The sequence below is a fragment of the Paenibacillus thailandensis genome (assembly GCF_042685365.1).
Lineage (GTDB): Bacteria > Bacillota > Bacilli > Paenibacillales > Paenibacillaceae > Paenibacillus_AP > Paenibacillus_AP thailandensis.
Map to the genome: position 1 here is coordinate 1 of NZ_JBHUMY010000030.1, position 20,773 is coordinate 20,773.

The 20,773-nt window shown below is 56.4% G+C and carries 19 protein-coding genes; all 19 read right to left on the bottom strand.

Going from position 1 to position 20,773, the window contains the following annotated elements:
- Positions 1-111 precede the first annotated feature (111 nt).
- Entirely contained in the window at positions 112-534 is a 423-nt protein-coding gene (locus tag ACFSW5_RS20000; protein WP_379277007.1) for a GtrA family protein, read from the bottom strand.
- Positions 521-1,516, bottom strand: a complete 996-nt coding sequence (locus ACFSW5_RS20005) for a glycosyltransferase family 2 protein (RefSeq protein WP_379277009.1) — start codon at positions 1,514-1,516, stop codon at positions 521-523. The genes ACFSW5_RS20000 and ACFSW5_RS20005 overlap by 14 nt, the downstream gene beginning before the upstream one ends.
- Positions 1,517-1,558: 42 nt before the next feature.
- Positions 1,559-4,975: a phospholipid carrier-dependent glycosyltransferase gene (locus tag ACFSW5_RS20010; RefSeq protein ID WP_379277013.1), complete on the bottom strand. Its 3,417-nt coding sequence runs from the start codon at positions 4,973-4,975 to the stop codon at positions 1,559-1,561.
- A gap of 280 nt (positions 4,976-5,255) precedes the next feature.
- On the bottom strand, positions 5,256-6,791 hold the full coding sequence (gene lysS / locus ACFSW5_RS20015) for a lysine--tRNA ligase (protein WP_379277015.1): 1,536 nt from the start codon (positions 6,789-6,791) through the stop codon (positions 5,256-5,258).
- A 243-nt stretch (positions 6,792-7,034) separates the two neighbouring features.
- On the bottom strand, positions 7,035-7,511 hold the full coding sequence (gene greA, locus ACFSW5_RS20020; protein WP_379277018.1) for a transcription elongation factor GreA: 477 nt from the start codon (positions 7,509-7,511) through the stop codon (positions 7,035-7,037).
- 486 nt (positions 7,512-7,997) lie between these two features.
- Positions 7,998-9,002, bottom strand: a complete 1,005-nt coding sequence (gene dusB / locus ACFSW5_RS20025; protein ID WP_379277020.1) for a tRNA dihydrouridine synthase DusB — start codon at positions 9,000-9,002, stop codon at positions 7,998-8,000.
- A gap of 103 nt (positions 9,003-9,105) precedes the next feature.
- Entirely contained in the window at positions 9,106-9,318 is a 213-nt protein-coding gene (locus tag ACFSW5_RS20030) for a helix-turn-helix domain-containing protein (protein WP_379277025.1), read from the bottom strand.
- A complete protein-coding gene (gene folK, locus ACFSW5_RS20035) occupies positions 9,270-9,836 on the bottom strand; it encodes a 2-amino-4-hydroxy-6-hydroxymethyldihydropteridine diphosphokinase (protein WP_379277027.1) in 567 nt (188 codons plus the stop codon). Before folK ends, ACFSW5_RS20030 begins: the two co-directional genes overlap by 49 nt.
- Positions 9,814-10,200, bottom strand: a complete 387-nt coding sequence (folB, locus tag ACFSW5_RS20040) for a dihydroneopterin aldolase (protein WP_379277032.1) — start codon at positions 10,198-10,200, stop codon at positions 9,814-9,816. Before folB ends, folK begins: the two co-directional genes overlap by 23 nt.
- On the bottom strand, positions 10,193-11,068 hold the full coding sequence (gene folP, locus ACFSW5_RS20045; RefSeq protein ID WP_379277035.1) for a dihydropteroate synthase: 876 nt from the start codon (positions 11,066-11,068) through the stop codon (positions 10,193-10,195). The genes folB and folP overlap by 8 nt, the downstream gene beginning before the upstream one ends.
- A gap of 182 nt (positions 11,069-11,250) precedes the next feature.
- Entirely contained in the window at positions 11,251-12,135 is an 885-nt protein-coding gene (locus tag ACFSW5_RS20050) for an aminotransferase class IV (protein ID WP_379277037.1), read from the bottom strand.
- Positions 12,132-12,713, bottom strand: coding sequence for an aminodeoxychorismate/anthranilate synthase component II (gene pabA, locus ACFSW5_RS20055; protein ID WP_379277040.1), 582 nt, complete (start codon positions 12,711-12,713; stop codon positions 12,132-12,134). Before pabA ends, ACFSW5_RS20050 begins: the two co-directional genes overlap by 4 nt.
- Positions 12,714-12,770: 57 nt before the next feature.
- Positions 12,771-14,378 carry an anthranilate synthase component I family protein gene (locus ACFSW5_RS20060; RefSeq protein ID WP_379277042.1) on the bottom strand — a complete coding sequence of 536 codons (1,608 nt, stop codon included), beginning with the start codon at positions 14,376-14,378 and terminating at the stop codon, positions 12,771-12,773.
- A gap of 199 nt (positions 14,379-14,577) precedes the next feature.
- On the bottom strand, positions 14,578-15,516 hold the full coding sequence (gene cysK, locus ACFSW5_RS20065; RefSeq protein WP_379277045.1) for a cysteine synthase A: 939 nt from the start codon (positions 15,514-15,516) through the stop codon (positions 14,578-14,580).
- 119 nt (positions 15,517-15,635) lie between these two features.
- Complete coding sequence (locus ACFSW5_RS20070; protein ID WP_379277047.1) at positions 15,636-16,574, bottom strand: peptidylprolyl isomerase; 939 nt, start codon at positions 16,572-16,574, stop codon at positions 15,636-15,638.
- Positions 16,575-16,577: 3 nt separating this feature from the next.
- Positions 16,578-17,483, bottom strand: coding sequence for an Hsp33 family molecular chaperone HslO (hslO, locus tag ACFSW5_RS20075; RefSeq protein WP_379277049.1), 906 nt, complete (start codon positions 17,481-17,483; stop codon positions 16,578-16,580).
- A gap of 2 nt (positions 17,484-17,485) precedes the next feature.
- Entirely contained in the window at positions 17,486-18,256 is a 771-nt protein-coding gene (locus tag ACFSW5_RS20080; protein ID WP_379277051.1) for a type III pantothenate kinase, read from the bottom strand.
- Positions 18,253-19,140, bottom strand: coding sequence for a carboxylating nicotinate-nucleotide diphosphorylase (nadC, locus tag ACFSW5_RS20085; protein ID WP_379277053.1), 888 nt, complete (start codon positions 19,138-19,140; stop codon positions 18,253-18,255). Before nadC ends, ACFSW5_RS20080 begins: the two co-directional genes overlap by 4 nt.
- Positions 19,133-20,749: an L-aspartate oxidase gene (nadB, locus tag ACFSW5_RS20090; protein ID WP_379277055.1), complete on the bottom strand. Its 1,617-nt coding sequence runs from the start codon at positions 20,747-20,749 to the stop codon at positions 19,133-19,135. The genes nadC and nadB overlap by 8 nt, the downstream gene beginning before the upstream one ends.
- Positions 20,750-20,773 lie beyond the last annotated feature (24 nt).

The following is a 20,773-nucleotide window of genomic DNA, read 5'->3' on the forward strand; positions in this document are numbered from 1 at the left end:
AAAGAACAATCGTTTCTTTCGTTATCACCGCGTCTCTCAGCGGCGACTTTTATAATATATCACAGGCGCCCAATTCAATGCAACCCTTTTTTAAAAAAAGTTTTCTTTCCATTATCTGGGCACCTGTGCGCGCTCTTCGCGGAATACCCACCGCTTGCTGCCGGTGAAGTTCAGAACGACGGTGACGGCCGTAACCAACAGCTTCGAGAGCCAGTACGGCAAACCTCCAAGGTCGACAAAAACATAAAGCAAGAATATAGAACAAAGCATAACCCCGGCGTTCAAAACGGCAAAGCGAGCCGCTTGCGCTCTTGTGCGGCCCGCCTGCCGGGAGGCATGCTTAAACGTAACGGCCCGGTTCATCACGAAGCTGTTGACCGTCCCGGCCGCATAAGAGATCACTTGGGCAACAATATAATGCACGCCCGCCCATATAAGCGCCTGAAATACGATGTAATCGACGGCCGTATTCATTAACCCGATAAAGTTAAAAGCGACAAACTGGACAAGAAGGCTGCGTTTATTTTCGGGCATACTCGCGAGCCTCCGCCTTTTCCCTTTCCGCTTCCTTCTCCGTCTTCGGCTCCTCGAACCCTTGCGCTTCGCGGACGATATAAAGCGGCCTTCCTTTCGACTCGTCGTAAATCCGGCCGATATATTCCCCGATCACGCCAAGCAGGACAAGGATTATGCCGTTAAAGAACAAATTAATGGCGATAATCGACGCCCAGCCGGGCATTTGAACGACGAAGAAAAGCCGCTGAATGACGACGACGACCAAATAAACGAAGCTGAGCGCCGACAGTCCGAAGCCGATGTATGCCGCCATGCGAAGCGGCTTATACGAAAACGAGGTGATCCCGTCCGCGGCGAAATGAATCATTTTGCGCAGCGGATATTTCGTTTCGCCCGCGAACCGCTCCTCGCGCACGTATTCGACGGACGTCTGGCGAAAGCCTACCCAGCTTACCAATCCGCGGACGAACCGGTTCTTCTCCTTCAGCGTGCGCAGCACGTCGTTTACTTTGCGGTCGATCAGGCGGAAGTCCCCCGTATCCACAGGAATGTCCACGTTGGTCATGCTGCGAAGGAGACGATAAAACAGGCTGGCCGTCGTTTTTTTGAACCACGTCTCGCCTTTGCGCTGCAGCCTTTTGCCGTAGACGACGTCGTATCCTTCCTTCCACTTGGCGATCATCGCAAGCATCACTTCCGGCGGATCCTGAAGGTCGGCGTCGATGATGATGATTGCGTCGCCGGAAGCGTAATCCATGCCCGCCGTAATCGCGAGCTGATGTCCGAAATTACGCGAGAAGTCGATCAGCTTCACGCGGGGATCGGCGCTGCCGATTTCGCGAATGATATCCGCCGAACGGTCCCGGCTTCCGTCATTAATAAAGATAAGCTCATACGGCTCTCCTTGGCCGTCCATCACTTGGAGCAGCCTTTCGCATGTATGGGCGATCACTTCTTCTTCGTTATACATTGGAACGATGATGCTGTATTTGGCTTTCACGACAATCCCCCTCCTTTCCGCGTACATAACGCGATTCCGCCATTAGAACACCCACGTCTGGAACCAGCGCAGCATCGTCACGTAAGCCTGACCGGCCGTCATCCCGGATATGACCGGGTAGAACATGACGAACATCGCAACGGCCGCGGCGATATACAAGTTGCGCACCGGCTTCCAGCGCGGCACCTTCTCGTCGAGCAGCTTCATCATATAGACGATCGACAATATCATAAACGGCACCATCGCGAAATAATGGTACAGGAACGTTACCCGCGGCACGAGCATCCATGGCACGTACTGCGACAAATATGCGATCCATACGATATAGAACCGCTTGTCCCGCCGTTTCAAGCTTAAATAAATCGCCATAATGACGGCAAATATACCGGACCACCAAATCACCGGGTTGCCAAGCGCGCTAATGGTGGAGACTTCGCCCGGAGGCATAATGCTCCGGCCGCTGAAATACCAGACCGGACGTTTCATAAACGGCCATTCCCACCACCAGGAGGCATACGGGTGAGTCGCCTTCAGCTCGCTGTGATATTCGTACATATGGACTTGCTCGTCGATCAGTCCTTGCAGCGTATATCCTTCATCTTTGGCATTCAGAACCGGAATAAACGACAGCGCGTAAATAATGGCCGGAATAACGACGAAAAAAACGACGCAGCTTGCCAGCGTCAGCCAGACGCGCCTCGGAAATTCGGCTACGGCATGGCGCAGAACCTCTTCTTCCCCTTCAATGCCGGGTTCATCCGCCGTTTCCCCGCTCCCGAAGGAAGCGTTGCCGCCGTAACGGGCCTGCAGCGCTTTGCGGGCCGCGGCATATTGCCTGTACCGTTCGTACAGCGTCATAAACAAAACGATCGCAAGACCGGCTCCCCCGTACAGCACGATCCATTTGGAAGCGGCCCCGATGCCGAAAAACAAGCCGGACAAACAAAGCGGCAGCAAAGCCGCGCGGAGCGGCCGGTTGTAGAAATCGGTATCGCGGTAGCGAAGCATGAAGTAAAACATCAGCATGATAAAAAATACGCCGTATACGTCGATCGTCGCGATGCGCGTCTGCGTAAAATGCATAAAATCGGTCGCGAACAGCCCGGTCGCAATGGCGGCGTACCCCGTCTTGCGGAACAGCCGCAAAGCGAAAAGGTACATCAGCGGGAGCATGGCGATCCCGAATACCGTCCCGGCAACGCGCCAGCCGAACGTGTTCAGCCCGAACAGCTTGATGCCGATCGCGATAATCAGCTTGCCGAGCGGAGGATGCGTATTTTCGTAAGCGTTGATTCCTTCAATGTATTCGTAGGCGGTCCTCGCATGGTAAATTTCGTCGAAATAAGCGCCGTTCATAAACGTCGGCTTGTTCGTGGCCAGCCGCTGCTCGTCGAACAAAGCTTGGACGCTCCCTCTTTCGCTCACACCCGCTTCGTCCGCATTCACGCCTGCGATCGGCAGCGGCTCGTCGCTGCCCGGGGCGTAAAACGCCATCTCGTGAAGCGCAAATCCTTGCGTAATCACGGTAAACTTCACGTAGCGCGCCTTGATCGCGTCAAGCTGCTGCTTGTTCCATTTGAACACGTTGCCGGATTTATGGTCGATCTCGACCGCTTGACCCCAGCTCCCAAGCGTATCGCCGAATTCCAGCTTGTATTTGCCGCTTCCGACGCCGCCGAATATAAAGGCCGAATCGATCGCTTTCGATTCGCCGAAATCGACATAGAAGCTTTGCCCGCCGGAGGATGGCTTCCAGTCCGTCGTCGGGCCCTGCAGCGAGCCCAAATGAACGAACGCTACGACCGCGTATACGGCCGTGATGACTCCCATCCACAGCCAATCGCGCTTGTTCATGCGCCCGGAGGGCTTCGCCCCGCGTCCGGAAGGCGAGGCGTAAAGAGCCGCGACGAGCTTCTCGTCGGTCAGCCGCTTGTCCCCCTCCGTATACGGCGCTACCTCCAGCGTCCTGCCGCGGACATACACATCGTAGCCCGTAACCAGCATATAAACAAACAAGCCCAGATTGGCGATGGCGCACAGCATCGCGATGCCGTCGGCCGTCGGATGGCTGTCGATATGGCTGAAAGCAAGCACGTAGCTTACGTTGACGAACTGCGTGACGCTGAAGCCGAACAGCAGATGCAGCATCCGGCGGTCCTTCGTCTGAATGTAAGCAAACGCGCATAGCAGCAGCGCGGGGAACATGTAGCGCTCGTGCATTTTGGTCACGAACAGGAACACCGTTGCAATGAGCACGAGAGCAAGAAAGAAGCTGGACGACACGGCGTCCCGGCCGCGCTTCTGGCGAAGGGACAGCCAGGCCGCCAAAGCCGTCGCGAGCACAATGCCGGCATTGCCCCAGTATGTATAAGGAACGGATAGGAAACGTTCCTCGAGGGGCGCCCAGTTGCCTCCGGTCAGCAGGTATAGATTGAAGGCGTTAAGCGTCGCATACGGATACGACGACAATGTGGACGTATACAGGTCAAACAACCCTTGGGCCCCACCGTTGCCCCAGAAAAAAGGCAGCGCCAGCAGAACGAACGCGGCAGCGCCTGCCAGCATGGCGAGAGAAGCCTTTCTCCACTCCCGTTTATGCCAATACGCGAGCAGCAGAACCGGCGTAAAAATCAACGCTTGCGGCTTCACCAATACGGCGGCGGCGAACAATACCGTCCCTTGGACCAAGCCGCCGCGGACAATCGCAAGCAGCGACAATAGGATGATAAGGGCGAATACGGCGTCCACTTGCCCCCAAGCGGCGGAATTGACGATCACGGCCGGGTTCCAAACATAGAGCATCGCGAGGCCAAAAGCGGCCGCTTGGCCGATCCTTGCCGCACCGTACCGGTAAAGAAGCACGCCCGCCGCCAGATCGGCCAGCATGGCCGGAAGCTTCAACAAAACGCGGGCGCCGATCGACGAATCGGCGATGCCGAACCAATCCCGCACGGCTCCGATCGCATACAAGACATAGATATATCCCGGCGGATAATCCGCAAACATGCCCTCCCGATAAAATCCGTTCAAGCCCGATTGATAGGCATGCTGCGCCCAATACATAAACGTCTTCAGATCGTTGACGTAACCCGGGTTATCCGCGCCGATCCATAATCGCAGCGCAAACGATAACGCGATGCCGGCTGTAAAGCCGTACGCGATGCGGTAATCGCTCCGCTCCTTGCCCCCCGGGCCGAGGGATCGGCGTTCAGCGCGAATCGTACGATGAAACAAATAAAGAAACAATAGGCCGTATAAAGCGGAAAAAGCCAGTTCCGGCAGCGCGGATACTTTCTCGGCAAGCTGGTCCGGCTGCTGGGAGGCGGTGGCCGGACTTCCCGCGGCCGTTAGAAACGGAGGAAAACCTGTTGCGGCGCTTGCTGTAAGTGGCATAACGAACAGAATAACCAGGAACAGCGCGAAAGCAGCCGTTCCTAGGCGCAAACCTTGCTTCAACATTGCCGCTTCTTCACTCCAAACATCATAATTTCAAATCAAACGTAAACGGATTCTCCGTTCTTGCAAATAGACAAGCCGGTCCGGCAAGAAAGATAAGACGATGTAAAGCCGCCGTCTTGGCGACTCTTTCTCAACTCTATCGAAAAATAATGGAAGGGTCAATGTCATAGGCGAACGAGCCCGCAAAACGACGAAAGGCCGTCCGGATCGGTTCCGGGCGGCCTTGATGCGCCAATGCCTTCCAAAGGCATTAGCGGCTTGTTCGGCATACAAGTGGCAATTATAAATGACTGTCGCGCATATGCGGGAAGAGCAGAACGTCGCGAATCGACGGGGCGTCGGTGAGCAGCATGACCAGACGGTCGATGCCGATGCCGAGACCGCCGGTAGGCGGCATGCCGTATTCGAGCGCGCGGATGAAATCCTCGTCCATTTCATGCGCTTCGTCGTTGCCTTGCTCCTTCTCCGCGACTTGCGCTTCGAACCGTTCGCGCTGGTCGATCGGGTCGTTCAGCTCGGTGAACGCGTTCGCGTGCTCGCGGCCGACGATAAACAGCTCGAAGCGGTCGGTGAAACGCGGATCCTCGGCGTTTTTCTTCGCGAGCGGCGAGATGGCGACAGGATGGCCCGTGACGAACGTCGGCTGAATAAGCGTATGCTCGACGAAGGTTTCGAAGAACGCATTCACAATATGGCCGAACGTCATATGCGGCTCGACCGGAACGTTATGCGCCTTCGCCAGCGCATGAGCTTCCTCGTCGCTCATCTGCGCCGAGAAGTCGACGCCGGTCGCTTCCTTGACGAGATCGACCATCGATTGACGGCGCCATGGCTTGCCAAGATCGACTTGTTGGCCTTGATACGTAATGTCGGTCGTACCGAGCACGTCCTGGGCGATATGAACGATGACGTTCTCCGTCAGCTCCATGATGTCCTTGTAGTCGGCGTAAGCTTCGTACAGCTCCAGCAGCGTAAACTCCGGATTGTGGCGGGTCGAAATGCCTTCGTTCCGGTAAACGCGGCCGATCTCGTAGACTTTCTCCATGCCGCCGACGATTAGGCGTTTCAAATGGAGCTCGATCGCGATGCGCATATACAGTTCCATATCAAGCGCGTTATGATGCGTCACGAACGGACGTGCCGCTGCGCCGCCCGGAATCGTATGCAGCGTCGGCGTCTCCACTTCCAGGAAACCGCGGGAATCGAGATAGCGGCGCATCGATTGGACAATGCGGGAGCGCGTAATAAAGGTTTCGCGCACTTCCGGGTTGACGATCAGATCGACGTAGCGCTGGCGATAGCGAAGCTCGACGTCTTTCAAACCGTGATACTTGTCCGGCAATGGAAGCAGCGATTTCGTCAGCACTTCGATGTCGGACGCTTTAACCGACAGCTCGCCGGTATTGGTCTTGAATACCGTGCCGCGAACGCCGACGATATCGCCGATATCGAGAATGTTAAACGCGGCGTATTTGCTTTCTTCCACCGAATCTTTACGAACGTAAATTTGGATTTTGCCGCTCAAATCTTGAATATGCGCAAAAGAAGCCTTGCCCATGATCCGCTTCTGCATAATGCGTCCGGCAATGCTTACTTCGACGGCTTTCTCTTCCAGTTCTTCTTTCTCCAAGGACTGATAGGCGTCCCATATTTCCTTCGCTTGATGGGTACGGACGAATTTGCCGCCGAACGGATCGACGCCAAGCCCGCGCAAATCGTCAAGCTTGCTCCGGCGAATCTGCAGAAGCTCGCTCAGCTCCTGCTCCTGTCCTTGCCCTTGTTCTTGCTCTTGGTTCTGATGTTCCACTTTATCCATCTCCTCGTACCTTCCTCACGATAAGCCGGGACGCGCTTTTACTCGAGCAGAAACGTTTTAAAGTCCTTGTCAAAGGACGAACCGTTTCGGCGAGCCATATAAGGCGATGCAAAAAGAAAATTTACAGATCCTTATATTTTCAAGAAAGTGTAAGCCTCGGCCCAATAACCGAAACTTACACTTTTCTTGCGCGGCATATATGCACTTCTAGACGGCTATGGAATGTGCGTGAAGCACGGTACCTTATTTTTTGATATCGACGATTTTATATTGAATAATGCCGGCCGGGACGCTCACTTCGACTACAGTGCCCTTCTTTTTGCCCAAAATGGCCTTGCCGACAGGGCTTTCGTTGGAAATTTTGTTCTGCAGCGGATCGGATTCGGCGGTTCCTACAATCGTATATTCCATTGTATCACCAAACTCCAAATCTTCAACCGTTACAATGGATCCGATGCTGACCGTATCGATGTCAATCTCGTCGTTGTTAATGATGCGGGCATTGCGAAGCATCTTCTCGAGCGTAATAATGCGGCCTTCAATGAAGGCTTGCTCGTTCTTCGCGTCCTCATATTCCGAATTCTCGCTAATATCGCCGTAACCGATCGCGACTTTAATCCGCTCGGCTACTTCACGGCGTTTGACCGATTTCAGATTTTCCAATTCCTCTTCCAGTTTCTTTAAACCGTCTTGAGTCAGAATAATTTCCTTATCGCTCATGATCCGATTCTCCTGTCATTTGACGTTTTTTTATCGTGCCGAGCAGAAACGGCTTCGTCGCCGTTCTTTAGCGGCAATAATCCGTTTCGCGTAGAAATATAAGCGAAGCATAGGGGATCGCCTACACTTTCTTATATTGTTATGAAGAACATTCATGTTATATAATACGCGCTGCTCATGTACGGTCCTGCTTTGCAGGAATGCCTGCATGAACCGGGCAGGCTCTGATGTATATTGCAAGATTATATTGAAATCCGGATGCAATGTCAATCAAAGCCAAATATTCCTGAAACCGCTTAACAACGGTGCGATGAAAAAACTTTTGCCGAGGCTTTTGGAGAATAAGCGACCGCTTTCAAAAGTCCGGACGACCATCCGAAATCGATAAGTACGAGAACGAATTAGCCAAAATTAGACGTTCGAAAAGGATAAGGAAGCGCGCAGAGTCGACTGCGCGCTCTTCCGGCAGCGGCGATATGTCGCCGATTAATGAACCGTTTCCTGCTTCTGGGCCGCTTTCTCGTCAAGCGAGCTTATATATTGCTCCAGAATCGCAACCAGTTTATCCCGGCTCGTTTCCTCCATGATAACGTCCTTCACGCGCGCCGCGCCCGGCAAGCCCTTCAAATACCAGGCCAGATGCTTGCGCATCTCGCGGACGGCAACCGCTTCGCCCTTCAGCTTGGCCAGACGGTCCATGTGAAGAATGGCAACCTCCATCTTCTCCTGAGGCGTCGGATCGGGCAGCAGCTCGCCCGTCGTCAAATATTGGATCGTACGGTAGAGCATCCATGGGTTTCCGAGAGCTCCTCGGCCGATCATAACCCCGTCGCAGCCGGTATGTTCCAGCATACGCTTCGCGTCTTCCGGCGAAAAGACGTCGCCGTTGCCGATAACGGGGATCGAGACCGCTTGCTTAACGTCTCTTATAATGTCCCAATTCGCCTTGCCCGTATATTGCTGCTCGCGGGTACGGCCGTGCACGCTGACCGCTTTGCCTCCGGCGCGCTCGACGGCGCTTGCGTTTTCCACCGCATAAATATGCTCGTCGTCCCAGCCGATACGCATTTTGACCGTAACCGGCTTGTCGACCGCGTCCACCACCGCGGACACCATCTCGTAAATTTTATTCGGATCGAGCAACCAGCGTGCGCCGGCGTCGCATTTCGTTACTTTAGGCACCGGACAGCCCATGTTAATATCGATAATATCGGCGTTCGTCTGTTTGTCCACGATTTTCGCAGCCTCGACCAGGGACTCCCGGTCTCCTCCGAAAATTTGCAGGCTAAGCGGCTTCTCCCGTTCGTCGACGTACAGCATTTCGATCGTACGCTTATTGCCGTGCAGAATCGCCTTGTCGCTGACCATCTCCGCGCATACAAGGCCGGTTCCGAACTCCTTCGCAATCAAACGGAATGCCGGGTTGCATACGCCGGCCATCGGCGCAAGCACAACGTTGTTTTTCATCTCGATGTCTCCGATTTTCAGCATCGCAGTACCCCTCCTCCTTTATATTCACTCGTTCCGGATCCGGCTTTGGGTACCGGTCCTTTATCCTCATGATTCAGCATTAATTTGCGCGTATACAAAGCGGCTATTCAGCTTGCTCCGCCGTCAGTTCCTCGTAGCTGATGCCGAGAACGGCCGATATATGGGCCAGCAGCTTCTTGTCGGGCTTGCGGGTTCCCCGCTCCAGAGATCCGAGAACCGCGACCGACACGCCAAGCTGCTTGGCCAGCTCCTGTTGCGTATATCCCTTCAGCTTTCGGAATGCGCGGACGCGCTGCGCCAGTTGATCGTACTCCATAACGTGATGCCTTCCTTTCCGTCTTGAAGCGCCGCCGACGATGCCTGAGCGACACGCGTCGCCAGCGGATGCGCAGGGTCAATCACATCATGAAGCGGCACGAGCACAAACGGCCTTTCCATCATGCGCGGATGCGGCAGCTGCAGCTCTTCCGACTCCATCGTTACGTCTTCGTAAAGGAGAAGATCCAGATCCATCGTTCTTGGTCCCCAGCGAATATGCCGCACGCGTCCAAGCCGCTTCTCCGTCTCCAGAAGCTCTCTCAACAGCTCTATAGGAGACAGCTGTGCCTGAACCGCAATGACCATATTGAGAAAAGACGGCTGATCGGTATATCCGACCGGCTCCGTCTCGTAAATTGCGGATACCCGGCGAACGCGGATGCCCGGACGGCAATCGAGACTCTCGATCGCTTCCCGCAGCAGCGCCTCGCGGTCGCCTATATTCGAGCCGAGCGCAACGTACGCCCAGTGCGCTTCCGGCATTGTGACCTTCTCATTCGGGAGCGGCGTCGCCATCTTGATCCCGCCTTCTGCGCAACTCGATCGTCACGCCGTCGAAATGAACGTCAAACGGCGGGTTCGGCTTCGTAACGCGAACTGTAACTTCATTTACCATAGTATAAGCCCCTAATACCTTCGTTGCAATATCGCCGGCAAGCGCCTCGATCAATTTAAAGGGCGCCCCTTCCACGATCGTTTTGACCAATCCGTGCAATTCCGCATAGTTAACCGTATATTCAAGCTCGTCGGTCGCGCTCGCTCCGGAAAGATCAAGCAGCAGTTCCAGATCGACGCGAAAACGCTGCCCCAGCCTGTTCTCTTCGGGAAACACGCCGTGATAGCCATAAAACTGCATGCCGGTCAATATCATCTTATCCATTGGACGCGCCTCCCCCTTTGCGATAAACGATGGCGTCGGCCATCACGGCCGTCCGTTTCATCGCTTTTACGTCGTGCACCCGGATCATATGGCAGCCTTGGGCGATGCCAAGGGTAACCGTCGCGGCCGTCCCTTCCACGAGATCGTCCACCGGCAGGTCAAGCGTCTGGCGGATGAACCGTTTGCGCGAGGTGGCGAGCAGCACCGGGTAGCCAAGCGACGTTATCTCCGACAAACGGCCCATCAGTTCGAGATTGTCGTCCGCGGATTTGGCGAAGCCCGGACCGGGATCAAGCCACATATACCGCGTGGATACGCCCGCCGCGCGCGCAATCGCCACGCTTTCCTCCAAATCTTCGATAATATCGGCGATCAAGTCGCCGTAATTCATATCGTGCCGATTGTGGCATAAGATGACCGGGCAATTGTATTGGGCCGCGACCGAGGCCATTTCCGGATCGGCTTTCAGCCCCCATACGTCGTTAATAATATGGGCTCCGGCTTCCAGCGCTTGGCGCGCCGTTTCGGCCTTGTACGTATCGATGGAGAGCGGCATCGCCGGGAGCGCTTCCCGAACCGCCCGTATGACCGGAATGACGCGCCGAAGCTCTTCCTCAAGCGCAACCTTCTCGCTTCCCGGACGCGTCGACTCTCCGCCGATATCGATCAGGTCCGCACCTTCCTCCGCCATTCGTATCGCATGGGCTACCGCCGCCTCGACATTGTCGTAGCGGCCCCCGTCGGAGAAGGAATCCGGCGTTGCGTTGAGTATGCCCATAACAAGCGTCCTTTTGCCGAACTCCAGCTTTGCGCCGCCACCAAAATCGTAAATGCGGCTTATGTTGCTTCCGTTAATCAATGTTCCCATGACGCAAATTCCTTTCCGAGCGAAATCCCAGACTCTTCAATTCAAGGACTCCCAACCCTTTAGACTCCCCCTTACGCTTGTAAAACGAGCCGATCGCCATCCAGCCCCGTACAACCAAGCCCAAGGCATAATACTGCCATAAGGACGAGAAACCTTAATTATCTATTATGATGCTGCAACGGTCAGTCGCCCGAAGCTTGCCGCGCATCCTGCCGGTATAGCGCCAGCAGCCGAAGCGCGACCGGCCCCGCTTCACCCGAGCCGACCTTGCGGGACATGCCTTCGGCATCGACCAGCGTCGTAATCGGCATCAGCTCTTGAACCGAGCCGGTCGTCCATATTTCGGACGCCGCAAGCAGGTCGCTCCACCGGTATAAGCCTTCCTCCGTCCGGCAGCCGGCCGACTCGGCCAGCTCCAGGACGCGATGCCGGGTAATGCCCGGCAATATGCCCGTTTCGACGGCAGGCGTGCAGACGACGCCGTCCCGTACAAAAAACAAATTGCTTACGATTCCTTCCGCAAGCATCCCTTCGCGCGTCAGCATCAGCCCTTCCGTACCGGCCGCGGCTCCGCTGGCCGCAAGCTCGCGCCTCGCGATTATATTGTTCATATAATGGAGGGATTTCAACCGGCGCACGCCTTCCGGCGTATTGCGGGCCGTTCGAAGCAGGCGCAACGTCCTGCCCGCCAAATACTCGCGCTCATCCGGCACTTGCAAGGGCTTCACGAGCACGATCGCATTCGGCTGCCCGTAATCGTCCGCCGGCAAGCCAAGCCCGGCTTCTCCCGCCGAAACCGTCAGCCGAACGTAAGCGTCCGCAAGCCCGTTCCCGGCCATCACTTCCGCGATCCACGACCTTACCTCTTCTTCCTCCATGTCGAAGCGGATGCCGAGCTCCCGGCAGCCTTCCTTCAGCCGCTCCAGATGCCGGTCGAGCATATACGGCCTGCCTCCGTAAGTGCGGAAAGTCTCGAACAACCCCATACCGTACAAAAAGCCGTGATCGTAAACCGAGATCACAGCTTTGTCGGCATCGACGACGGTGCCGTTGTACCCAGCTTTCATTGCACGGCTCCCGGGCGCCGATTCAAAAAGTTGCGCAACATCTTATGTCCGTGCTCCGTAATGATGGACTCCGGATGGAATTGAACGCCTTCGATCGGATATTCCTTATGCCGAATAGCCATAATTTCGCCCTCGGCCGTTTCCGCCGTAATCTCAAGACAGTCCGGCAGCGTCTCGCGCCGAACGATCAAGGAATGGTAACGGGTTGCCGTAAACGGAGAAGGCAGCCCTTCGAACACCGAGGTGCCGTTATGGAAAATTTCCGACGTTTTGCCGTGCATCAGCTTCTCGGCCCGCACGACTTCGCCGCCGAAAGCTTGGCCGATCGATTGATGGCCGAGGCATACGCCGAATATCGGAATTTCGCCTTTGAAGCGGTCGATGACGGCCAGGCTGATGCCGGCCTCGTTCGGCGAACAAGGACCGGGCGATATGAGAATATGATCCGGCTTCAAAGCGGCAATGCCGTCCAGATCGATCTCGTCGTTCCGCTTCACGACGATTTCTTCTCCCAGCTCGCCCAAATATTGCACCAAATTGTACGTAAACGAATCGTAATTATCAATGACAAGAATCATCGTCTTCGTTCGCCTCCTCTAATCTCGTCTCCCGCGCCGCTCTGCGGCCTTGCAAGTCTAATCTCTTCTCTTCGACTCATGCATTTCGCTGTATTGAATGGCCTTCCATAACGCCTTGGCCTTATTCATGCATTCGTAATATTCCCGCTCGGGATTCGAATCGATGACGATCCCGGCGCCGGTCTGAACATGAACGGTCCCTTGGACGACCGCCATCGTTCTTATGATAATATTAAATTCCATATCGCCGTTATAGTCAATCCAACCCATGGAGCCCGTATACGGGCCGCGGCGGACCGGCTCCAGCTCCTCGATAATCTCCATCGTGCGAACCTTGGGCGCGCCCGTAATCGTTCCGCCCGGGAATACGGCCGCAATCACGTCGTAGACGTCTTTGCCTTCCGCAAGCCGCCCTTCCACCTGCGAGACGAGATGCATCACATGGGAATAACGTTCGACCACCATCAGCTCTTCCACCTTTACGGTGCCGTATGCCGAAATGCGTCCCAGGTCGTTGCGCTCCAGATCCACGAGCATAATATGCTCGGCCCGCTCCTTCTCGCTTGTGCGCAGCTCCTCTTCCATCAGCGTATCTTCCTCTTCCGTCCGCCCCCGCCTTCTCGTGCCTGCGATCGGCCGGGTAGCCAGCGCGTCGCCGCGCTTCCAGGCCAGCAGCTCCGGAGAAGCCGAGACAAGCTGAAAATCCGGGAAACGCATATATCCCATATACGGAGACGGGTTCGCGAGCCGCAGCCATTCGTACAGCTCTTCGGGCGACGCGTTCAGCTCGCGGCTTTGCCGCAGGGATAGATTCGCCTGAAAAATATCGCCTTGCGCAATATATTGCTGAATGCGGACGACCGCTTCCTCGAATTGCTCCTTCGGAAACGGCGAGCCGACGCCGGGCAGCGGCAGCCGGATATCCGGCGAAACGGCCTCCATCGTCCGCCGCCTTGCTTCCCGCTCCGACGAAGCCCGGACAAGCGCCTCTCCGCCGAATAACCGGTTCCAGAACGCCGCCATTGCTTGCGAGCGATCCTTCGCCGCTTCATAAACAAGCCGGAGCTCCTCCAGACCCGCATCCGGAGCGACAGCCGAATGAACGGCGCAATACAACACGCCGGCTTCATGATCGACGATCCACAGCTCGTCCACGCGAACAAATACGTAGTCCGGAAGCGCTAGATCGTCCGCGGCAGCCGCCGGCAGACGCTCGATGCTGCGGGCTACGTCATAGCTCCAATAGCCCGCGCAGCCGCCGCACCATTTCGGCCCCTCGGACAAACCCGGGGCCCGATGGGGCGCCATCCAACGGCGCATAATTTCAAGCGGCGCACCCTCCCACTTGCGATACCCGGATTCGCCGTCCCGTTCGCCGGGGGCGCTGCCGCTAACCCGGTCATCCGGTCCAAGCCGGAACGATTCGGCGGCGGAGCCTTTGCCCCGGATCACTTCGGACGGCCGAAGGCCCAAATACGTATAGCGGCCGTCCTTGCCGCTTTCCAGAACAAAAGCATAAGGAGAAGCTTCCCGCCATGCCGCTTCCCAGCTCGGAACCGCCAAAGGCTCTTTTAATGCCAGGGACATCCGGGCCAGCATCGGCAAAACCGTATATCGTCCTTCCTCGCGCCACCGTATCCATTGTTCCCATTCGGTAAACCTCATGACCGTACCCCCAGTATGAAAAAACCTCTACCCACGGTCTTCCGAAGACGAAGGACCGCGTCTAGAGGCAGGTTTTTGATACGATCGGAAAGATCATCCCTACGCTGACGGTATATAGAAGGAAACTTCCCGATGCAGCAACAATAGTCTTTCAGCCCGCCTGAAAGCGGGCCGAAAGACTATTGCAATCTCGTTCAAATTAGTTCTCGAAGTTGAACAGCGGCGTGCTGAGATAACGTTCGCCGTTGCTTGGCACGACAGCGATAACGCGCTTGCCTTTGCCGAGCTCTTTCGCCACTTGCAGCGCGGCGAAGATCGCGGCGCCGGACGAAATGCCGCACAGAATGCCTTCTTCTCTTGCGGCGCGGCGCGCATATTCGAACGCGTCTTCATTCTCGACCGTCACGATCTGGTCGTAGATATCGCGGTTCAAAATTTCGGGAACGAAGTTTGCGCCGATGCCTTGAATTTTGTGCGGGCCCGGCTTGCCGCCCGACAGAAGCGGAGAAGCGGCCGGTTCGACCGCCACGATGCGGATACCCGGGAAGTTTTGCTTCAGAATTTCGCCTGCGCCGGAGATCGTTCCGCCGGTTCCGATGCCGGCTACGAACGCATCCAGCTTGCCGTCCAGCGAGTTAATCGCTTCTACGATTTCCGGACCCGTCGTTTCGCGGTGAATCTTAACGTTGGCCGGGTTCTTGAACTGCTGCGGAATGAAGTAGCCCGGATTTTCGGCAACGATTTCTTCCGCTTTGCGGACCGCTCCGTTCATGCCTTCCGATCCCGGCGTCAGAACAAGCTCTGCGCCGTAAGCGCGAAGCAGGTTGCGGCGCTCGATGCTCATCGATTCCGGCATGACGATAATCGCCTTGTAACCTTTCGCCGCAGCCACAAGCGCGAGGCCGATACCCGTGTTGCCGCTGGTCGGCTCGACGATCGTGTCGCCGGGCTTGATTACGCCGGCTTTCTCCGCCTCTTCGATCATGCTGATCGCAATACGGTCTTTTACGCTTGCACCCGGGTTCTGGTACTCGAGCTTCACGTAAATTTCGGCGCTGTCTTCGGGAACGATGCGATTCAAACGAACGAGAGGCGTATCTCCGATAAGTTCTGTAACGCTTTGTACGATTTTGGCCATGTGAATAAATCCTCCTTTATTCCGACTAATTCCGTTGGTTTTATGCTACTTCCTATAGTAACAATCTGGCATAGCCATTGTCAATAGCAATCTATTTGAGGGCCGGAAATAACCATAATTTATGGAATAATGACCGCGCCGTACTTCTTAAGCAGTTCTTCCTCCACGCCGTGCAGCGACTCCGCCTTCGCGAGCGCCAGCTGCTTCACCGCTTTCTCGCGGATTTCCTCGTCGGACAACCCTTCCGTCAGCTGGCGTTCGACGAGCTGAATGACGGCGAAGCCGGCATCCACCTCAAAGGGTCCCGCGATCTCTCCCGTTTGCATCCGAGAAGCCGTATCCATAATTTCTTTGCTGTAAAAAGGATCGTTGGCGTCGATAAAGCCCAAATCGCCGCCGTCGCCGGCGGTGAAAGCGTCGATGGACGCTTCCGCCGCCAATTGCTCGAAGTCTTCCCCCGCCGCAAGCCGGTCTACGATATCGTCCGCTTCCCGCTCCGTTGCGGTGACGATCCAGCGGAGATGAAGCTGCAGCCGGTCTCCGAAGCTGTCCCGGTTTTTCGAGACATATTCGCTTATCTCCTGCTCGGAGACGGTCACGTCTCTTGTCGCGATTTTTTCCAGAAGAAGACGGTACTTCATATCCTCCAGCACTTCATCCCGCGTCATCCCCAGCTGCTCTTGCATGACCCGAAAATAATCCTCTTCGCTCGCATAGCCGCTCGTCACCGCCGCAAGCTCCGCCGTCTGCTCCTCATCGGTCACCTGCAGCCCTAAATTCCTCGCCTCCAGGTCTATCGCCTTGCGGACCATCATCGTCCGGAGCACTTCGTCTCCGTACTTCTCGTCCAAAGCCCGCCTGAACTCCGCTTCCGTTATCGGCTCGCCGCCTACCGTGGCCACCGCCTTGTCCAGACCTTCGTCCGGCGATTCCGTATCGGAACCTTCCGCGGAACGGCCGCCGACGGGCCACAGCTTTACCGCGACGACAACGGCAAGCGCGATCATGCATACGGCCTGAAGGATCACGACCGCCTTCAGCACCCCGTTATTCCTCATCTGTCACGCTTGCTCCCCGGATCCCGGCGACGCTTGCTCAAGCAACCTTGTTAACCGGTCTTTATCGAATGTATATTTCTCGTTGCAAAAATGGCATACCACTTCCGCTTCGCCGTCCTCTTCGATCAGCTGCGTCAATTCGGCTTCGCCCAAGCTGACAAGCGTCTGTTCGACTTTGTCGTACGAGCATTGGCATTGGAACCGGATGTCCGTCTCGCTATGAATGTGGATATCGTCGCCTACGACCAGGCGCAGCATCGCTTCCGGCGTCTCGCCTTGGTCGAGCAGCTTCGTGACGTGCGGGACGGCCGCAATCGCATGCTCAAGCTTCGTAATTTCCTCGTCCGTCAATCCCGGGAGCACTTGTACGACAAAGCCGCCCGCTTGCAGCACCGAGCCGTCGGTATCGACCAGTACCCCGAGGCTGACCGCCGACGGCGTCTGCTCGGACAACGCAAAATAATACGTAAAGTCTTCCGCAAGCTCTCCCGAAATAAGAGGAACGCTGCCGCGGTACGGCTCTCTCAGACCCAAATCTTTCGTTACGTACAGGTACCCGGTCCGTCCTACCGCGCCGGCCACATCAAGCTTTCCTTCTGCGTTGCTGGGAAGATGAACCTCCGGATGATCGACATAGCCGCGCACCTCGCCGTCCGCATTGGCGTCCACGACAATCTGGCCGATCGGGCCGTCGCCCTTTACCTGAATCGTCAGCTTCTCCTTGCCCTTCAGCATCGCTCCCATCATCGCGCCGGCCGTCGCCGTGCGCCCAAGCGCCGCCGTAGCCGTCGGCATCGTCTCGTGCCGGCGCTGCATTTCATTCACCAGATTCGTCGAACGCACCGCGAACACGCGGATTTTGCCGCCCCATGCCGTTCCCCGCACGAGTACGTCTTTCAGCTCCTCCATCACTATGCCTCCTGATTTCTTTCATATATTAAACGCAAGCCTTCCAGCGTCAGCAAGGAGTCCACCAGCTCGATCGTTTCCGATTCCGATGCAATCAGCTCGGCGAGCCCGCCCGTCGCGATAACCCGGGGTTTGACGTTAAATTCGCTGCGGATTTTGCGCACGATGCCGTCGACTTGACCGGCGTAGCCGTAGATGATGCCCGCCTGCATCGACGTGACCGGATTGCGCCCGATGACGCTGCGCGGCTTCACCAGTTCGATCCGCGGCAGCTTCGCCGCCCGCTGGTACAGCGCTTCGGTCGAGATGCCGATCCCCGGCACGATCGCGCCGCCCAAATAATCGCCCGCCGCATCGATATAATCGAACGTCGTAGCCGTGCCGAAATCGACGATAATAAGCGGGGCGCCGTATTTGGCGATGCCCGCCACGGAATTGACGATGCGGTCGGCTCCGACTTCGCGCGGATTTTCGTAACGGATATTGAGCCCCGTCTTGATTCCCGGACCTACGACCAAAGGCGTTTTGCGCAAATATTTGGCGCACAGGCTCTCCAGCGTCCGCATTAGCGGCGGCACAACGGAAGAAATAATGACGCCGTCCATTTGGTCGAGGCTCATTCCGGCGTACTGAAACAAATTATGGATCTGGATGCCGTATTCGTCGACCGTGGCCGAACGGTTCGTGCTCAGGCGCCAATGATGCAGCAGCTCGCGGCCTTTGTAAATTCCCAGCACAATATTGGTATTCCCAACATCAATGACCAAAATCACTGCGCAGCTCCTCCTTTTGGCGCATTCAGATCAAGACTGATATCGAGCGCGTCGAACGAATACGTCAGCTGTCCGACCGATATGACGTCGACGCCCGTTTCGGCGATGGCATGAATCGTATCCAGGCGCACGCCTCCGGATGCTTCGACGATCACGTGCGGGGCGGCCTTTTTGATCCGGCTGACCGCCTCCCGCATCAGAGCCGCCGGCATGTTGTCGAGCATAATGATGTCGGCTCCGCATTGAATCGCTTCTTCCACCTGCTCGAGCGACTCCGTCTCGACTTCTATCTTCATCGTATGCGGAATCGCTTTGCGGGAAGCTTCCACGGCCGCCCGGATGCCGCCGGCTCCTTTAATATGATTATCTTTGATCATAACGGCGTCATATAAACCAAAGCGGTGATTGGAGCCGCCGCCGATGCGAACCGCGTACTTCTCGAGCAGGCGATGGCCGGGCGTCGTTTTGCGCGTATCGACGAGTCTCGTCGGCAAGCCTTGAAGAGCTTCCACGAACAAGCTTGTCTTCGTCGCGATACCCGACATCCGCTGCAGCAAATTCAGCGCAAGCCTCTCGCCGGTCAGCAAGCTGTGCGTGCTGCCTTCAACGACGGCAAGGACGGTGCCTTTCTCCACGCGGTCGCCGTCCTTCACTTTCGCTTCGAACACAAGAGAGCTGTCCACGACCTCGAACACGAGCTTCGCGACCGGCATGCCCGCCACAATGCCGTTCTCCTTCACATGAATGACAGCCCGCGAGATCGATCCGGCCGGAATGGTCGTTGCGGTCGTAATGTCCCCGCTTCCGATATCCTCCGCCAGCCAGGCGCGGATCTGATTCTTAAGGGCATCGTCATAAGCCCCGCTTATCGCATATTCAAACATTGTGCACACGCTCCTTCATCCCGTTCGCCGTCCGCCGGTTCAACACCGAATGCTTCTGCCATACCGCGTCGTTCGTTTCCGGGAAATCTTCGCGGTAATGAGCGCCGCGGCTTTCCTCCCGCTGCAGAGCCGATTCGATCATAAGCAGCGCGCACGTCAGCAGGTTTGCGAATTCGTATTCCTCCCGCTTCGTCAGAACCGATTGGAAGATCGGCAGCTGGCGGGCCAGCTCCTCCTGTCCCTTTCGCAGCCCGTCCGCGTTCCGGCGCAAGCCGACGTAGCGCACCATAATTTTTTGCAGCTTCAGCCGCTTCTCGACGACCGCCTGCATCGGAACGCTGGTCCGCCCATGCTCGTTCACGACAACGGGCATCGCGGTAAGCGGCTCCAATCCTTTAATGTGATCTACGATTCTTTTGCCGAAGACAACCGCCTCGGACAACGAATTGCTCGCGAGCCGGTTGGCGCCGTGAACGCCGGTCGACGACACTTCTCCGCAGGCGTACAGCCGTTTGATTGTCGTTTCGCCGTTCAGGTTCGTCTGCACTCCGCCCATCATATAGTGCGCAGCAGGCGCAACCGGAATCCAATCGCTGGTCAGATCGAGGCCGTAATTCAAACAAAATTCATAAATATTCGGAAAACGGTGCTTTACCATCTCCGGTGCTTCGTGCGTAATATCCAAATAGACGAAAGTCGACTTCGTCTCTTCCATCTCGCTAATGATCGCTCGGGCCACGACGTCGCGCGGCGCAAGCTCGAGCTGCTCGTGGTAGCGCTCCATAAAGCGCTCGCCGCGGATGTTGCGGAGTACCGCCCCTTCGCCCCGCACCGCTTCGGATATGAGGAAACGCGGCGCGCCCGGGTAGCACAGCGAGGTCGGGTGGAATTGATTGAATTCCATGTCGCGGATGTCCGCGCCGGCCCGGTATGCCATCGCGATGCCGTCGCCGGTGGCCACGTCGGGATTGGTCGTGTAGCGGTACAGCTGCCCCGTTCCGCCCGAGCATAGGATCGTCGCCTTGCCGCGCACATATACTCTCTGCCCGTCCGGTTTTTGCACGATCGCCCCGCAGCACTCGTCTTCGTTCGTTGCCAGATCGATGACGAAATGATCGTCCCAAATTTCGATATTCGGATTCGAGACGGCCTTCTCCGACAACGCCCGAACGATCTCGAAGCCGGTCGCGTCGCCGTTGGCGTGCAGTATGCGGCGCTGGCTGTGGGCGCCTTCCTTCGTCAGCGCATATTCGCCGTTTTCGGTATCGAAATGCGTGCCCATTTCAATCAAATTTTGCACCCCTTCGGGCCCTTCGTGAACGAGCACGTCAACCGCTTCCCGATCGCATAACCCCGCTCCGGCAAACAACGTATCCTGCAGATGGTATTCCGGCGAGTCGTCCTCCGACAGAACGGCCGCAATGCCGCCTTGCGCATACCGGGTGTTGCTGTCCATGATCGATTTTTTCGTAATCATAAGAACCGATTGGCTTTCGCTGGCCTTAATAGCGGTAAAAAGACCGGCAATGCCGGCCCCGATGACAATTACATCTCTTTCGACGACCGGCAATTCCGCCAGGTCGATATCGACTAAATATCTTGGAATCATGCGTCTCGCGCCTCCAATGGATAG

What these genes read in the sequence shown, in the direction of transcription:
- ACFSW5_RS20010 (WP_379277013.1), bottom strand. Translation starts at nt 4,975, where the DNA reads ATGTTGAAGCAAGGTTTGCGCCTAGGAACGGCTGCTTTCGCGCTGTTC.
- cysK (WP_379277045.1), bottom strand. Translation starts at nt 15,516, where the DNA reads ATGGCCAAAATCGTACAAAGCGTTACAGAACTTATCGGAGATACGCCT.
- hslO (WP_379277049.1), bottom strand. Translation starts at nt 17,483, where the DNA reads ATGGAGGAGCTGAAAGACGTACTCGTGCGGGGAACGGCATGGGGCGGC.
- ACFSW5_RS20030 (WP_379277025.1), bottom strand. Translation starts at nt 9,318, where the DNA reads ATGGAGTACGATCAACTGGCGCAGCGCGTCCGCGCATTCCGAAAGCTG.
- greA (WP_379277018.1), bottom strand. Translation starts at nt 7,511, where the DNA reads ATGAGCGATAAGGAAATTATTCTGACTCAAGACGGTTTAAAGAAACTG.
- folB (WP_379277032.1), bottom strand. Translation starts at nt 10,200, where the DNA reads ATGGATAAGATGATATTGACCGGCATGCAGTTTTATGGCTATCACGGC.
- ACFSW5_RS20070 (WP_379277047.1), bottom strand. Translation starts at nt 16,574, where the DNA reads ATGAGGAATAACGGGGTGCTGAAGGCGGTCGTGATCCTTCAGGCCGTA.
- pabA (WP_379277040.1), bottom strand. Translation starts at nt 12,713, where the DNA reads ATGATTCTTGTCATTGATAATTACGATTCGTTTACGTACAATTTGGTG.
- ACFSW5_RS20000 (WP_379277007.1), bottom strand. Translation starts at nt 534, where the DNA reads ATGCCCGAAAATAAACGCAGCCTTCTTGTCCAGTTTGTCGCTTTTAAC.
- folP (WP_379277035.1), bottom strand. Translation starts at nt 11,068, where the DNA reads ATGGGAACATTGATTAACGGAAGCAACATAAGCCGCATTTACGATTTT.
- dusB (WP_379277020.1), bottom strand. Translation starts at nt 9,002, where the DNA reads ATGCTGAAAATCGGAGACATCGAGATGAAAAACAACGTTGTGCTTGCG.
- nadB (WP_379277055.1), bottom strand. Translation starts at nt 20,749, where the DNA reads ATGATTCCAAGATATTTAGTCGATATCGACCTGGCGGAATTGCCGGTC.
- nadC (WP_379277053.1), bottom strand. Translation starts at nt 19,140, where the DNA reads ATGTTTGAATATGCGATAAGCGGGGCTTATGACGATGCCCTTAAGAAT.
- ACFSW5_RS20050 (WP_379277037.1), bottom strand. Translation starts at nt 12,135, where the DNA reads ATGAAAGCTGGGTACAACGGCACCGTCGTCGATGCCGACAAAGCTGTG.
- lysS (WP_379277015.1), bottom strand. Translation starts at nt 6,791, where the DNA reads ATGGATAAAGTGGAACATCAGAACCAAGAGCAAGAACAAGGGCAAGGA.
- ACFSW5_RS20060 (WP_379277042.1), bottom strand. Translation starts at nt 14,378, where the DNA reads ATGAGGTTTACCGAATGGGAACAATGGATACGGTGGCGCGAGGAAGGA.
- folK (WP_379277027.1), bottom strand. Translation starts at nt 9,836, where the DNA reads ATGGCGACGCCGCTCCCGAATGAGAAGGTCACAATGCCGGAAGCGCAC.